Source organism: Sphingobacterium sp. JB170, assembly GCF_900163865.1.
GTDB lineage: Bacteria > Bacteroidota > Bacteroidia > Sphingobacteriales > Sphingobacteriaceae > Sphingobacterium.
On sequence record NZ_FUKU01000052.1, the window covers coordinates 13,364 to 27,717 of the forward strand.

A 14,354-nucleotide genomic window follows, 5' to 3' on the forward strand; every position below is an offset into this window, starting at 1 on the left:
TAAAAATGAAATTAGCGGTTTACGGATATGGAAATACGGTATTGAAAACCGAGGCAGAGAAAGTCGGGAAAGACTTTCCTGACTTCCATCAGTTTATTGCCGATATGTGGGAAACAATGGAGCAAGCCCAGGGATGCGGATTGGCTGCACCGCAAATCGGAAAATCACTCCAACTCTTCGTAGCAGACAGCAAGGTTTTGTATGATAATATGGATGAAGCCGAACGCAAAGCAATTTTTACAGAAGGCGATACCGGCATAAGGGAAGTTTTTATCAATGCCGAAATCATTCGTCTTTCTGAAAACAAATGGGAAGAAACCGAAGGCTGTTTGAGCCTGCCCTTTCTTTCTGGAAAAGTAATCCGCTCGTGGTCGGTGGAACTGCAATATCAAAATCAGGATTTTGAAACCGTCAGAAAAACATTCAACGGAATGACCGCCCGTGTCATCCTGCACGAATACGACCATACGCAGGGCATACTTTATATAGACCGTGTAAAGCCTTTGAGTAAAAAGCTGATGGAAGCCAAATTAAAACAGGTACTCAAAGGCAAGGTAAACACGCACTATAAAATGAAATTTAGGTAACAACATAATTCAACGCAACTCAATGTATGTAATAAAAAGAAACGGAAAACAGGAAGCCGTACATTTCGACAAGATAACGGCAAGGGTACATAAATTGGTGTACGGGCTTTCTGTAACAGAAAAAGATGTTATCGAGATAGCCAAAAAGGTTATCCAGGGCATTTATGATAATGTAACCACTACCGAGCTGGACAATCTTGCCGCCGAAACTGCGGCTGCCTATACCACGGTACACCCCGATTTTGCAGTTCTTGCTGCCCGTATTGCCGTGAGTAACCTGCATAAAAATACTTTAAAGTCATTTTCTAAAACGGTTAAACTGCTGTATGAATACAAAGATCCGATAACGGATAGCCACGCACCGCTGTTATCAAAAGAAGTGTACGACATCATTCGCAAAAATGCCGATGAGATCGACAGCAGCATCATTTACGACCGGGATTACAATTTTGATTACTTCGGATTTAAGACACTCGAACGTTCCTACCTTATCCGAACCAATGGCAAAGTAACCGAACGCCCGCAGCATCTTTTTATGCGTGTAGCCATCGGCATTCACAAAGAGGATATCAAAGCTGCCATAGAAACCTACAACCTGATGAGCGAGAAATGGTTTATCCACGCCACGCCCACGTTGTTCAATGCTGGCACACCCAAACCGCAGATGTCTTCCTGTTTCCTTTTGAGTATGACCGAGGACAGCATTGCAGGAATTTTTGATACTTTGAAACGTTGTGCTCTGATTTCACAGTCTGCCGGAGGCATCGGTCTGAGCATTCACAATGTAAGGGCAACAGGCAGCTATATCAAAGGAACGGGTGGTATTTCCAACGGCATTATCCCGATGCTCCGTGTGTTTAACGATACGGCACGGTACGTGGATCAGGGCGGCGGCAAACGCAAAGGAGCGATTGCGGTCTATCTGGAACCGTGGCACGCCGATATTTTTGACTTTCTCGACCTCCGCAAAAACCACGGCAAGGAAGAAATGCGGGCAAGGGATCTGTTTCCTGCACTGTGGATACCCGACCTCTTTATGAAGCGTGTTGAAGCCAATGCCGACTGGTCTTTGTTCGACCCCAATGAAACGCCCGGATTATACGATGTGTACGGCAATGCCTTTGAAGAACTTTATGAGCATTATGAAGCTGAAGGGAAATACCGAAAACAGGTAAAAGCCCGTGAACTTTGGAATGCCATCTTGGAAGCCCAGATTGAAACAGGTACGCCCTATATGTGCTATAAAGATGCCGTCAATGAAAAATCCAACCAGAAGAATATCGGTGTCATCCGCAGTTCCAACCTGTGTACGGAAATAATGGAGTACACCAATGCAGATGAGGTAGCCGTGTGCAACCTCGCATCGCTGGCATTGTCTCGCTATGTTTCCGAAAATGGTTTTGACTTTCAGAAACTGTATGAGGTAACTAAAATCGTTACCCGAAATCTGAATAAAGTCATAGACGGCAATTACTATCCCGTACCCGAAACCGAAAACTCCAATTTCAAACACCGTCCGATAGGTTTGGGTGTACAAGGATTGGCAGATGTATTTATCCTGTTGCGGTTGCCATTTGAAAGTGAAGAAGCCAAGCAATTGAATATCGACATTTTTGAAACCATATACTTTGCCGCAATGGAAGCCTCTATGGAATTGGCAAAAGAGCAAGGTGCTTACGAGAGCTTCAAAGGTTCGCCTTTGTCCGAAGGCAAATTCCAATTTGACCTTTGGAACGTAACAGCTTCGGAACGTTGGGACTGGAACAGATTGCGGAGAGAAGTAATGGAATTTGGCGTACGCAATTCGTTGTTGCTTGCCCCAATGCCAACGGCTTCTACCTCGCAGATATTGGGCAACAACGAATGCTTTGAACCCTATACCAGCAACGTGTACAACAGGCGTGTACTTTCAGGTGAATTTGTCGTGGTGAACAAACATCTGCTTAATGACCTTACAGGACTTGGGCTGTGGAGTCCTGCAATGAAAAACAAGCTGATAGCCGAAAATGGTTCGGTACAGAACATCGCCGAAATTCCGGATGATTTAAAAGAGCTATACAAAACGGTATGGGAGATCAAGCAGAAAACCATTGTGGATATGGCAGCAGACCGGGGTGCGTTTATCTGCCAGTCACAGTCACTGAACCTGTTTATGGCGGAACCGAATATGGCGAAGCTCACCTCAATGCACTTTCACGCCTGGAAAAGCGGTCTGAAAACAGGAATGTACTACCTGCGTACCAAAGCGGCGGCAGACGCTATCAAATTTACTGTAGAAAGCGTGCAATCGGCAGAAGAGAAACAGGCAGATATTTCCTGCTCGCTGGACAATCCGGAGGAATGTATCGCTTGCGGAAGCTGATAGTGAATGGTTCACTATCGACTATAAATTTTTACCATTAACACAATAAGTTATGTCAATAACAGCAGAAACCGATATGATCGGGATGCAGGCGGTTAGCAAAGCGGTTGCCCTTACTTTAAGGGCGATGCAGAGCTACGCAAAGCCGGGAATGTCCACCAAAGAGCTGGATGATTTCGGAGCACGGATGCTTTACAGCTTCGGGGCTAAATCAGCTCCATACTCCACCTATAAATTTCCGGGCTGTACCTGTATCTGTGTCAACCACGAAGTGGCACACGGTATCCCTTCAGCATCAAAAATATTAAAAGACGGTGATCTGGTGAACGTAGATGTATCTGCCGAAATGAATAGCTTTTGGGCGGATAACGGAGGCTCATTTGTATTGGGACAAGATATTCATAATCACAATTCCCTTGTAGAGGCATCCAAGCAGATATTGAAGAAAGCCATTAGTAATATCAAAGGAGGTGTACGGATAAAAGACGTAGGGTATATCATAGAAAAGGAAGCCGATAAACGGGGCTACAAAGTGATACACAACCTTACTGGACACGGCATTGGAAAAAAACTTCACGAAGAGCCGTCCATACCCAATTATCGGGATCAAATGAATTTCAGCCGTTTCAGGAAAAATTCGGTCGTTGCAGTGGAAACCTTCATAGCTACGCATTCAACATTAGCCGTATTGGATAACCCAAAACTGGACGAATGGACACTGGTAGGAAACAAAGGAGGCTATGTAGCCCAGCACGAACATACCATTGTCGTGACGGATGGTGCACCGGTAATATTGACGGAAGCCAACGGAATATGGAATTTATAGAAGATTAAGACTGTGCAGCCAACGATAATAAAAAATATAAGTATTGTCAATGAAGGTCAGATTACTATTGCTGACTTACTCATTGAAAATGGAATAATCCAAAAGATAGGTTCTGCAACTGCCTTTCCTGATATAAAAACCATTGACGGCAACGGTAAATATCTGTTACCGGGCATTATTGATGCACAGGTTCATTTCCGTGATCCGGGGCTTACGCACAAGGCAGACCTCTACACCGAGAGTAAGGCAGCAATTGCTGGTGGCGTAACCTCTTTTATTGATATGCCCAACACGAAACCCAATGTGCTTACGCTGGACATTTGGAAAGAAAAATACCGAATAGCACAAAGTAAATCCCTGGCAAACTTCGGCTTTTTTATGGGCGTGAATGCAGATAATATTGATGATATAATTCAGATGGATATCGCACAGTTTTTAGCGGTGTCAGACGACGGCTTGTATTTTACAAAGAAAGGGAATTTGCTTGCAGATAATCCGCAGGTAATGGACAAGTTGTTTGCCAACTGCAAATGTATCATTGCCGTACACGCCGAAAAGGAAACCATCGTTGCTTCAAACGAAGAAGTGTATAAACAGCAGTATGGAGAACAGATCCCTTTTCATCTGCACCCACTCATACGAAGTGAAAACGCCTGTATAGAAGCCACCAAAGATTTTATCGCATTGGCAGAGAGATACAAAGCACACCTTCATATCCTGCATTTGAGCACATCGGCAGAAGCACGCTTGTTCCGAAATGACATCCCTCTGAAAGACAAGAAAATCACGACCGAAGTCTGCGTACAGCACCTGTGGTTTTCGGAAAAGGATTATGACCGTTTAGGGGCATTGATAAAATGGAATCCAGCTATAAAATCTGAAAATGACAGGAAAGGCTTGATGCAAGCTCTTTTGGATGACCACATTGATCTGATTACCACCGATCACGCACCGCACACACTTGAAGATAAAGATGGCAACTATTTTACCGCAGTGTCAGGTGCTCCAATGGTGCAGCATTCGCTGAACATTATGCTGGAATTTTATATGCAGGGAATTATCCCGATAGAAAAAATTGCCGAGAAAATGTGCCACAACCCTGCTATTCTTTATCAGATCAAAGACAGGGGCTTTATCAGGGAAGGTTATGCCGCAGATATGGTGATAGTGGATATGGACAGCAAGTGGAAAGTTAGCAGAGATAATACTTTGTATAAATGTGGCTGGTCGCCAATGGAGGGAACTGTATTTCAATCAAGGGTACCCACACATTTGTAAACGGGCATCTTGTGTATGAAAACGGAACTTTTTATGAAGAAATAAAGGGGCAGGCATTAGTTAAGTATCAATAAATCAAACAGACTATGACAAAATTATTTTTAGTCCGACACGGGCAATCGCAATGGAATCTGGAAAACCGCTTTACGGGTTGGCAGGATGTGGACATCACGGAACTTGGGGAACAGGAAGCCAAACAGGCAGGAATAGCTTTAAAAGATGAAACAGTAGATGTGGCGTTTACATCAAAGCTCATCAGGGCACAGCATACCTTAAAAATTATTCTGAATGAAACAGGTAAAACAGATATGCCCGTTATTATCGACGGTGCATTGAACGAACGTTCCTACGGAATGCTTGAAGGGCTTAACAAAGCCGAAACAGCCGAAAAATACGGAGCCGAGCAGATACATATATGGCGGCGTTCTTTTGATATAGCCCCGCCCGGCGGAGAAAGCCTAAAGGACACTTACGACCGTGTAATACCGTATTTTGAAAACTTCGTACAGCCACAGTTGCAGCAGCATAAAAATGTACTCATTGTTGCACACGGAAACAGTTTGAGAGCTTTAATAATGTACCTGGAACATCTTTCACCTGAAGAAATCTTACAAAGGGAAATCGCAACCGGCGAGCCGTTAACCTATGCTTTGGACGATCAGATGAATGCCGTGAAGCTGGGCAAGAGTTTATACATACAACCCAAAACGGTAGTTTAAAAAAGAACAATGTTTGAAAACAGGATACCGTCACATCATTTTAGGAAATGGCAAAAAGATATATTTTGCTTCGGATATTCACCTGGGAGCACCATCTTATGAGGAAAGCCGCCGGAGGGAACTGTTTTTTGTTGACTGGCTGGATACTGTAAAAAATGATGCAGGAGCTGTTTTCCTGTTGGGGGATATATTTGATTTCTGGTTTGAGTACAAAACGGTCATTCCAAAAGGCTTTGTAAGGTTGCTCGGAAAGATGGCAGAAATAACTGACAGTGGCATACCTGTATATTTTTTTGCGGGCAACCACGATATGTGGATGGACGGTTACTTTGAAAAAGAGCTTAACATTCCAGTTTTTCATAAACCGGAAATATTTATTATTAACGGAAAACGTTTTTTCATCGGTCACGGAGATGGTTTGGGTCCCTATGACAAAGGATATAAACGCTTGAAGAAAGTATTTACAAATCCGTTCTGCATCAGATTGTTTCGCTGGTTGCACCCCGATATAGGCGTTCGATTAGCTCAATACCTGTCCGTAAAGAACAAGCTCATTTCAGGCAACGAAGATGTAAAGTTTCTTGGAGAAGAAAAGGAATGGCTGGTTCAGTATGCAAAAAGAAAACTGGAAATGGAACATTACGATTATTTTGTTTTCGGACACAGGCATCTTCCTTTACAGGTAAAGCTCAATACCAGATCTGAATACATCAACCTCGGAGATTGGATACAGCACTTCACATTCGGTTTTTTTGATGGTACTGAAATGAAATTGAAGCAGTTTGACTGCCCGTCAAGAACCTATAAATTTATCAAAGACAAAAAATGACAAAAAACGATTATCCAATCCTTTTAATTGCCGATAAACTTCAGATTGATGAAGTTTCTGCGAAGCATTCCCAAGAGGAACAGTTTGAAGCATTGGTATTTTACTTAAACCATCTGATACAATCGGACTTCAACAGGTTGCTGAGCATCCTGTACCGCATAGATGTTTCTGAAGATAATGTAAAAAGTGCACTGGCACTGGATGCAGGAAAGCAGTCTTCAGGACATACAATAGCCCGTCTGCTAATTGAGCGGGAAACGGAAAAAATAAAACTTAGAAAAAAATATAGCAAGAAATAGCCATAAAGGAATTTTATACCTTAATGAAGATTATTCAGGCTATTCTATCTGACCATAATGAAAAATAAAAACAAACAGATAAAATGAACCTTATTGACACGAAAGGAAAAGTAATCGCCGTTGACTTTGACGGCACTATTGTAGAGCATAAGTACCCTGAGATCGGCAACGAAATGATGTTTGCATTTCCGACACTAAAAGCATTGCAATCTAAAGGGCACCGATTGATTTTATGGACATACAGGAAGGGAAAGGAGCTGGAGGAAGCAGTTGAGTTTTGCAGGCAAAACGGAATGGTATTTTATGCTGTCAATGAAAACTTTCCCGGAGAAACAGTCGAGGGAGATTTCAGCCGAAAGATTAATGCCGACATTTTTATAGACGACAGAAATGTAGGCGGCTTTTTAGGATGGGATGTTATCTGGCAGACATTGCACCCTGAAAGCGGCGACTATGCCCATCAGTTGAAGAATAAAGATGCACATATCAATTACAGAAATGTAAAAAAGAAACGTTGGTTCGGATGGGGCTAAATATCCCTTTAATCTATCTTTTGTAAAGAATTAGTGCTCGCTTTATCTTTTTAAATAATACAGGTTCATTCAGCGTAATTATTTTTTCTGCAATACGCTGGCTGTCCTCTTCATTCATATCCAGTTTTTGAATTAGAAATTTTCGTGTCAATGTTAGTTGCCTCGAAATAACTGAAGCTATTCGGATGCCTTCCTCCGTCATTTCACAGCCATAATATTTGCTGTACGATACCAAGCCCCTTGCAGCCAGTCTTTTCAGCATATCGGTAGCAGAGGGAGCTTTTACTTCGAGCAGTTTTGCCATTTGTGAGGTGGAAATACGCTTGCTATCTGTTGCTAAAACCCGATACATCTTTAACAGATACGTTTTTTCGGCAGTTGTCAATTCGTTTTTTTCTTCCATATAGTATCAGCATATTATAATTGAACAACTCTTGAAACAGAGTCTGGGGAATTGATTTTATGAATAGCAAATATAGAATATTAGCACCTAATTGTTATATCAGTCTAACTTTTTTATTAACTTTGTCTAAATTTTAGTTTAAAGAATTGAGTCTAAAAATCAGATAGATGAAGAAATACGCATATTATTTAAGCATTTTTACTTTGTTGGTTACCATCATTTCCTGTGAGGATTCCAAAAAATCTGCAACAAAAGGAAAACCCTACATTGTGACTACAACAGGAATGATAGCCGATATAGTAGAGAACATAGCCGGCGATTCTGCAACAGTTGAAGCCATTATGCAACCCGGAGTAGATCCTCACCTGTACAAAGCCAGTCAGGGCGACCTAAAAAAAATAATGGATGCAGATTATATCTTTTATAACGGTCTGCATCTGGAAGGTAAAATGGGAGAAATATTAGAAAAGCAAACACACGTAAAACCTGTGATTGCATTGGGAGATTCTATCACAGTATCCAAAGTATTAAAGGTTTCCGAGAGTACCTATGATCCACATATCTGGTTTGATGTGGCACTTTGGAAAGAGGCTGCGGAAGTAACTTTAAGAAGCCTGATGAAACTTAACCCAGAAAACACCGCTTATTATCAGCAAAATGCGGATAGATACCTGAAAGAATTGGACGAACTTGACCAATGGGTAAAAAAAGAAATATCAACCATTCCAAAAAACAGAAGGGTGCTGATTACCGCACACGATGCATTCAGCTATTTCGGAAAGGCTTATGGAATTGAGGTTAGAGGATTACAAGGTATATCCACTATGTCCGAAATAGGTTTGCGGGATGTGACCGATTTAGTCAATTACATCATCAAAAATGATATTCCCGCAGTATTTGTGGAAAGTTCCGTTTCGGACAAATCACTCAAAGCTGTGGTGGAAGGTGTGAATAATAAAGGGAAAAAACTGACCATCGGAGGCAATCTCTTTTCAGATGCAATGGGTGCAAAAGGCACACCCGAAGGCACTTACATCGGAATGGTGAAACACAATGTGAACACCATCGTAACCGCATTAAAAAAGTAAATAAAATGATTATTCAATCTGAAAATCCTGTACTGGAAGTACACGACCTTACCGTAAGTTATTCCAGCAAACCTGCCCTTTGGGGTGTTGATTTTAGTTTGCCCGAAGGTAGCATTACGGGTATCATTGGTCCGAATGGTTCCGGTAAATCCACTTTGCTCAAATCCATAATGGGTTTAATTCCGTTGTCGAGTGGTTACGTGAAAATATTCGGAAAAGACCTGGACGAAATAAGAAGCCGTATAAGCTATGTTCCCCAACGGGAGTCGGTAGATTGGGATTTTCCGGTGTCGGCACTCGATGTAGTGCTGATGGGACGCTATGCCAAGATCGGAATGCTTCGCAACGTACGCAGTTCGGACAGAAAAATAGCAATGGAATGTCTGGAAAAGGTGGGAATGAGCGATTTTGCCAAAAGGCAGATTTCACAACTTTCGGGTGGACAACAGCAACGGGTATTCATTGCCCGTGCTTTGGCACAGGAAGCCGATTTTTACCTGATGGATGAACCCTTTGCAGGCGTAGATGCGGCTACTGAAGAAGCTATTATTACGTTACTGCGTGAGATGGTCAATGCTAAAAAGAACGTCATTGTAGTACATCACGATTTAGATACCATTACCGAATATTTTGACTGGCTCGTAATGCTCAATATGCGATTGGTGGCTTCTGGTCCTGTAAAACAGGTTTATATCCCCGAATTGCTCAAAAAAACGTATGGAACACGTTTGTCTATATTGGCAGAAGCCGGTGATTTATTGGCTAAAGATAAATTTTCCGAAAAAGGATAATACGCAAGGCAATGGATAATTTAATCAACTTCTTTTCTTTCAATGACCCTAACATCAATTACGTTGTACTCGGGAGCATTCTGCTTTCGGTAAGTGCTGCTATTGTAGGTTCGTTTATTGTATTGAAAAAAAAATCTCTTGTGGGTGATGCCGTTTCGCATTCGGTTTTACCGGGAATCTGTGCCGCTTTTCTATTTGCAGGGACTAAAAATATTTCCGTGATGCTTATCGGTGCATTTGCATCGGGATGGCTATCATTGGTTACTATAGACTACATTACCGCTAAATCAAAAATCAAAAAAGATGCCGCCATCGGGTTGGTGCTTTCCGTGTTTTTCGCCCTGGGTATTGTTATGATGACTTACATACAGCAATCAGGTAATGCTGCACAGAGTGGTCTGGATCGTTTTATATTCGGGAAAGCCGCTACGCTGGTCGGTAGCGATTTGATAACGTTCTCCATTATTGCCGTAGTGTTGATTGTGGCTACACTTGCTTTTTTCAAAGAATTTACCATTATCGCTTTTGATGAACATTATGCCGAAGTATTGGGATTGCCCGTTCGGAAATTAGACCTTTTATTGACCAGCCTTACCGTGTTGGCTGTGGTAACGGGAATTACTGCTGTAGGCGTGGTTTTGATGGCAGCGATGTTGATTACACCAGCCGCAGCCGCACGATACTGGACACATAATATCAGGCGGATGGTTGGATTGGCAGCTATATTCGGAGCTGTATCAGGATTGGCTGGAGCTTATATTTCCTATATCGCTCCGGCGATGCCTACAGGACCGTGGATGGTAGTAGTTTCGTCATTGATTGCCTTTTTTTCTTTCTTTTTTGCTCCCTTGGGAATTGTTCCCAAAACAATGAAGCGAAATAAAAACAGTCGTACAATGATGGATGAAAATATATTGAAACTGTTTTATCAAATCGGTGAAAAAGGAAATGATTTTAGCAAAAAAAGAACTGTAGATGAACTGTTGGATTTCCGAAAAATGCACCCGGCTCAATTGAAATCGGGATTGAACAGACTAAATCGTCAAAATCTGGTGGTAAAGGATAGTTTAAATTGGCAACTGACTGAAAGCGGTCTTGAAAAAGCAAAAAAGATAGTAAGGTTGCATCGCTTATGGGAATTATATCTGACCAATTATATGGACATAGCTCCTGACCACGTACACAATAATGCCGAAGAAATGGAGCATTACATCACACCCGAACTGGAAAAACAATTAGAAAAATATTTGGAGAACCCGGAAACAGATCCGCACGGAACTGTAATTCCGAAATAATAGAAAACTGAAAAAATGATAGCGTTTTGGATTATATTAACGGGGGCATTGGTCGCTATTTCCTGCGGATTGCTGGGTAGTTTTTTGGTGCTTCGCAAAATGAGTATGGTAGGCGATGCTATTAGCCACGCTGTATTGCCGGGTATTGTCATTGCTTTTTTATGGAGTGGCAGTCGAGATACGCTTCCGATGCTTTTGGGTGCGGGAGCCACGGGATTACTGGCTACTTTCATTATTGAATACCTACACCGTAAAGCCCGTTTACAGACGGATGCTTCTATCGGGATTGTGTTTACTTTTATGTTTGCCGTGGGCATTATACTCATCAGCACCTTTGCCGGAAAAATTGATCTGGATCAGGATTGTGTTCTTTATGGAGAACTCGCTTATGTTCCCATTAATCTTTGGATACTTCCAGATGGCACAAGTATTGGTCCCAAACCTGTGTACATACTTTCGGTAGTGTTATTGCTCGTTATACTGTTTATCTATTTCGGGTACAAAGAGTTGAAACTGACTTCATTCGACCCGTCATTTGCATCTGCGATCGGGATTTCTACTGCATTATGGCACTACCTGCTGATGGCGGCTGTGTCTTTTACAACTGTGAGTGCGTTTGAATCCGTTGGTGCGATATTGGTCATTACGTTTCTTATTGGTCCGCCTGCAACGGCTTATTTGCTGACGGAAAACTTAAAGAAAATGCTTTTTATTACTGTCGGTATCGGTATCCTGGTTTCATTTACCGGATATTGGCTGGCGTATTGGCTCAATGCTTCCATTGCCGGATGTATGGCGTTAATGACAGGTGTTGTGTTTGCTGTTGTTTTTGTTTACACGAAGTTTGTGGTAAAATATAAGAAAAGGAAGCTAATTGAAAATGAACTTTCTCAATTACAGGAAAGCAATGTTTAATTAAAATATTTTGAAAATGAATTACAAAATCAGATTTATAGGAATAAGTGCCATTGGAATAATGTTATTGGCGGGATGTAACAATAAAACACAAAAAGAAAACAAGAATCAAACCTCTGAAGAAATAAAAGAAAACAGCATTTTGGTATCTCCCGTGGAACACTCCAAAGCCTTTCCGGGAGCAACACTGAAAATATCGGATATTCAAACAACAGAAACAAGCTCTCCTGATTCAGTTTTATTCAAAGTGAATTATGGTATCGAAAACTTTACGCTTACCGAAGCTACCGAAGACCATAACACACATCATCTGGCAAATTCGCACGACGGACAGCATATCCATTTTATTTTGGACAACTCTCCTTATACAGCTTTGTACAAACCGGCACACGATGTGAAATTGAAAAAAGGTACAGAACATTACCTGCTGTCTTTCCTTTCCCGATCTTACCACGAATCCATAAAAGAATCCGGTGCTTTCGTATTGAAACGTTTTAAAATAACCGAAGACGGTAAGTTTCAGGAATTGGAATTACCCAAAACACCTATGTTGTTTTACAGCCGTCCGAAAGGTGAATATACAGGAAACGACACCAAAGCTGTGCTTTTAGATTTTTATATACTGAACACTGAACTTTCTAAAGATGGAAATAAAGTCAAGGCGGAAATCAACGGCGAATCGTTTATGTTGGACAACTGGCAACCATACAAAATAGAGGGCTTACCACTTGGCGAAAACAGGATAAAGCTGACTTTGGTGGATGCTTCAGGAAATGCTTTAATGGGCGAAAATACTTCGATTGAAAGGACAGTTGTTTTGAAGAAATAAACCGATTGACTTATTGCATTGAATCGTAGCTGAACCGAAATTACAAATGAGGTTCAGCTATTTCTTTTTACGTTTCTTACTCACAAGTAATTTATCGCAAACTTTGCTGCTTAGCATCTCGTTTTCCTTACTACCATAGCTTATAGCCATACTACCATCAAAAGGTTCAATTTGCTTTATTTTGAGTTCAAGCCCTAAAGAAAGTTCACGGCTGGTCAGGAATTTTAATAAATCTTCAGAAGACGGCTGTACTGCCATAAAAGTAACCGTATCACCAACTTTGCAATCGCTTAATTTAACGTAACTATCTGATGCAATATTACCCTCGGCATCGGGGATAGGCGAACCGTGTGGATCTACTTTCGGGAAGCCGAGTAATTCATCCATCTTTTCAAAAAATTCGGGTGCTTGAATATGTTCTATCTGTTCCGCTATATTATGAACTTGTTCCCAGCCGAATCCCATCTTTTCAACCAGATACATTTCCGTTAATCTGTGTTTTCTTATAATGAGTGCTGCCAGTTTTTTTCCTTCATCAGTTAGTTTCAGTGGTTTGTAACCTTCATAAACTACCAATTCCTTTTCTGCCAGCCTTTTCATCATACTGTTTACCGTAGGCATTTTAATATCCAACTGCTTACTGATGTCGTTGACACTCGCTTCTCCTTTTAAGCTGGTCAAATTATATAAAACCTTCAGGTAATTTTCTTCCGTATGTGATATCATAAGGCAAAAGTATCAAATATTAGTGCTACCTAACAACAAAGTTAGAAATTATTTTGTTAGTATCATCTAACTTACTAATTTTGCAAGACTAAATTTTAAATATAGATAGTCAAAACAATATGAGAGATACAAACCTTTTCCATTACCCCAATAGCCCATAAACGTAATCCTACTCTTAACATTTTTAAACTTTTCAATAATCATTTAATAATTAAAATATCAATGAAACATTTACTCAGTATAGTCTTTGCACTATTCTCTGTCTGTGCAATAGCCCAAACAGGTAAAATATCCGGTAAAATATCAGATGTAACAGGTACATCTCTCGACGCAACATCTATCCGTATTCCAAAATTAAAAATTGGAACAACTTCGGATAATCAGGGAAATTATGTTTTGGAAAACGTACCCTTTGGAACTTGGGAAATTGAAGTAAACCATATCAGTTATAGTATTTACAAAGAAACTATAACAGTAAACAGTGAATCTGTTTCTAAAGACTTTACGCTTGATGAAAAATCAAGTGAATTAGGAGAAGTTGTTATTACAGCAACAATGAAAGAAGTATCCAAACTGGAAAGCCCTGTGCCTGTAGAAGTTTATACCTCAAAATTCTTCAAGGCTAATCCTACGCCTTCGCTCTTTGATGCACTCCAAAATATAAATGGTGTACGTCCGCAGCTAAACTGTAATGTTTGTAATACGGGCGATATTCATATCAATGGATTGGAAGGACCTTACACAATGATATTGATAGACGGAATGCCTATTGTCAGTGGTCTATCAACTGTGTACGGATTAAGCGGAATACCGCAAGCCCTGATTGACCGTATCGAAGTAGTAAAAGGACCCGCTTCTACCCTGTACGGTAGTG

At 41.1% G+C, this 14,354-nt stretch carries 16 protein-coding genes; 14 read left to right on the forward strand and 2 right to left on the reverse strand.

Going from position 1 to position 14,354, the window contains the following annotated elements; all coding sequences use genetic code 11:
• Positions 1 to 5: 5 nt before the first annotated feature.
• The 8 genes from def to FM107_RS13530 all read left to right on the forward strand — a co-directional run bounded on the left by def (position 6) and on the right by FM107_RS13530 (position 7,433).
• A complete protein-coding gene (def, locus tag FM107_RS13495) occupies positions 6 to 587 on the forward strand; it encodes a peptide deformylase (protein WP_086949022.1) in 582 nt (193 codons plus the stop codon).
• A 22-nt stretch (positions 588 to 609) separates the two neighbouring features.
• A complete protein-coding gene (locus tag FM107_RS13500) occupies positions 610 to 2,949 on the forward strand; it encodes a ribonucleoside-diphosphate reductase subunit alpha (RefSeq protein WP_034727174.1) in 2,340 nt (779 codons plus the stop codon).
• Positions 2,950 to 3,001: 52 nt separating this feature from the next.
• On the forward strand, positions 3,002 to 3,775 hold the full coding sequence (gene map, locus FM107_RS13505; protein ID WP_086949023.1) for a type I methionyl aminopeptidase: 774 nt from the start codon (positions 3,002 to 3,004) through the stop codon (positions 3,773 to 3,775).
• Between the two features lie 12 nt (positions 3,776 to 3,787).
• Positions 3,788 to 5,053 (forward strand): dihydroorotase, encoded by a 1,266-nt coding sequence (locus FM107_RS13510; protein WP_232789358.1) that lies wholly within the window; start codon positions 3,788 to 3,790, stop codon positions 5,051 to 5,053.
• An 86-nt stretch (positions 5,054 to 5,139) separates the two neighbouring features.
• Positions 5,140 to 5,772, forward strand: a complete 633-nt coding sequence (locus FM107_RS13515; RefSeq protein WP_051891230.1) for a 2,3-diphosphoglycerate-dependent phosphoglycerate mutase — start codon at positions 5,140 to 5,142, stop codon at positions 5,770 to 5,772.
• A 13-nt stretch (positions 5,773 to 5,785) separates the two neighbouring features.
• Positions 5,786 to 6,601, forward strand: coding sequence for a UDP-2,3-diacylglucosamine diphosphatase (locus FM107_RS13520; RefSeq protein ID WP_232789357.1), 816 nt, complete (start codon positions 5,786 to 5,788; stop codon positions 6,599 to 6,601).
• On the forward strand, positions 6,598 to 6,900 hold the full coding sequence (locus FM107_RS13525) for a hypothetical protein (protein WP_086949024.1): 303 nt from the start codon (positions 6,598 to 6,600) through the stop codon (positions 6,898 to 6,900). Before FM107_RS13520 ends, FM107_RS13525 begins: the two co-directional genes overlap by 4 nt.
• 83 nt (positions 6,901 to 6,983) lie before the next feature.
• Positions 6,984 to 7,433 carry a BT0820 family HAD-type phosphatase gene (locus tag FM107_RS13530; protein WP_086949025.1) on the forward strand — a complete coding sequence of 150 codons (450 nt, stop codon included), beginning with the start codon at positions 6,984 to 6,986 and terminating at the stop codon, positions 7,431 to 7,433.
• Between the two features lie 13 nt (positions 7,434 to 7,446).
• On the opposite strand, the gene FM107_RS13535 is transcribed toward FM107_RS13530, so the two are convergent.
• On the reverse strand, positions 7,447 to 7,836 hold the full coding sequence (locus tag FM107_RS13535; protein WP_034727167.1) for a metal-dependent transcriptional regulator: 390 nt from the start codon (positions 7,834 to 7,836) through the stop codon (positions 7,447 to 7,449).
• Positions 7,837 to 8,003: 167 nt separating this feature from the next.
• Between FM107_RS13535 and FM107_RS13540 the strand changes: the two genes are divergently transcribed.
• The 5 genes from FM107_RS13540 to FM107_RS13560 are packed head-to-tail and all read left to right on the forward strand — an operon-like array spanning position 8,004 to position 12,754.
• Positions 8,004 to 8,924: a metal ABC transporter solute-binding protein, Zn/Mn family gene (locus FM107_RS13540; RefSeq protein ID WP_068944914.1), complete on the forward strand. Its 921-nt coding sequence runs from the start codon at positions 8,004 to 8,006 to the stop codon at positions 8,922 to 8,924.
• 5 nt (positions 8,925 to 8,929) lie between these two features.
• Positions 8,930 to 9,715, forward strand: a complete 786-nt coding sequence (locus FM107_RS13545; protein WP_034727163.1) for a metal ABC transporter ATP-binding protein — start codon at positions 8,930 to 8,932, stop codon at positions 9,713 to 9,715.
• An 11-nt stretch (positions 9,716 to 9,726) separates the two neighbouring features.
• Complete coding sequence (locus FM107_RS13550; protein WP_034727160.1) at positions 9,727 to 11,010, forward strand: iron chelate uptake ABC transporter family permease subunit; 1,284 nt, start codon at positions 9,727 to 9,729, stop codon at positions 11,008 to 11,010.
• A 15-nt stretch (positions 11,011 to 11,025) separates the two neighbouring features.
• Complete coding sequence (locus FM107_RS13555; protein ID WP_034727157.1) at positions 11,026 to 11,925, forward strand: metal ABC transporter permease; 900 nt, start codon at positions 11,026 to 11,028, stop codon at positions 11,923 to 11,925.
• Between the two features lie 16 nt (positions 11,926 to 11,941).
• On the forward strand, positions 11,942 to 12,754 hold the full coding sequence (locus FM107_RS13560; protein ID WP_228384045.1) for a hypothetical protein: 813 nt from the start codon (positions 11,942 to 11,944) through the stop codon (positions 12,752 to 12,754).
• A gap of 57 nt (positions 12,755 to 12,811) precedes the next feature.
• Here the strand turns inward: FM107_RS13560 and FM107_RS13565 are convergent, their stop codons facing one another.
• The gene (locus FM107_RS13565; protein ID WP_086949026.1) at positions 12,812 to 13,480 is read right to left on the reverse strand and encodes a metal-dependent transcriptional regulator; all 669 of its coding nucleotides are present in this window, start codon (positions 13,478 to 13,480) and stop codon (positions 12,812 to 12,814) included.
• A 222-nt stretch (positions 13,481 to 13,702) separates the two neighbouring features.
• Here FM107_RS13565 and FM107_RS13570 point away from each other — a divergent pair.
• The coding region (locus FM107_RS13570) for a TonB-dependent receptor plug domain-containing protein (RefSeq protein ID WP_179204484.1) at positions 13,703 to 14,354 on the forward strand (652 nt) is incomplete at its 3' end.

Coding starts and splice junctions, on each gene's coding strand:
- def (WP_086949022.1), top strand. CDS start 6: ATGAAATTAGCGGTTTACGGATATGGAAATACGGTATTGAAAACCGAG.
- FM107_RS13500 (WP_034727174.1), top strand. CDS start 610: ATGTATGTAATAAAAAGAAACGGAAAACAGGAAGCCGTACATTTCGAC.
- map (WP_086949023.1), top strand. CDS start 3,002: ATGTCAATAACAGCAGAAACCGATATGATCGGGATGCAGGCGGTTAGC.
- FM107_RS13515 (WP_051891230.1), top strand. CDS start 5,140: ATGACAAAATTATTTTTAGTCCGACACGGGCAATCGCAATGGAATCTG.
- FM107_RS13525 (WP_086949024.1), top strand. CDS start 6,598: ATGACAAAAAACGATTATCCAATCCTTTTAATTGCCGATAAACTTCAG.
- FM107_RS13530 (WP_086949025.1), top strand. CDS start 6,984: ATGAACCTTATTGACACGAAAGGAAAAGTAATCGCCGTTGACTTTGAC.
- FM107_RS13535 (WP_034727167.1), bottom strand. CDS start 7,836: ATGGAAGAAAAAAACGAATTGACAACTGCCGAAAAAACGTATCTGTTA.
- FM107_RS13540 (WP_068944914.1), top strand. CDS start 8,004: ATGAAGAAATACGCATATTATTTAAGCATTTTTACTTTGTTGGTTACC.
- FM107_RS13545 (WP_034727163.1), top strand. CDS start 8,930: ATGATTATTCAATCTGAAAATCCTGTACTGGAAGTACACGACCTTACC.
- FM107_RS13550 (WP_034727160.1), top strand. CDS start 9,727: ATGGATAATTTAATCAACTTCTTTTCTTTCAATGACCCTAACATCAAT.
- FM107_RS13555 (WP_034727157.1), top strand. CDS start 11,026: ATGATAGCGTTTTGGATTATATTAACGGGGGCATTGGTCGCTATTTCC.
- FM107_RS13560 (WP_228384045.1), top strand. CDS start 11,942: ATGAATTACAAAATCAGATTTATAGGAATAAGTGCCATTGGAATAATG.
- FM107_RS13565 (WP_086949026.1), bottom strand. CDS start 13,480: ATGATATCACATACGGAAGAAAATTACCTGAAGGTTTTATATAATTTG.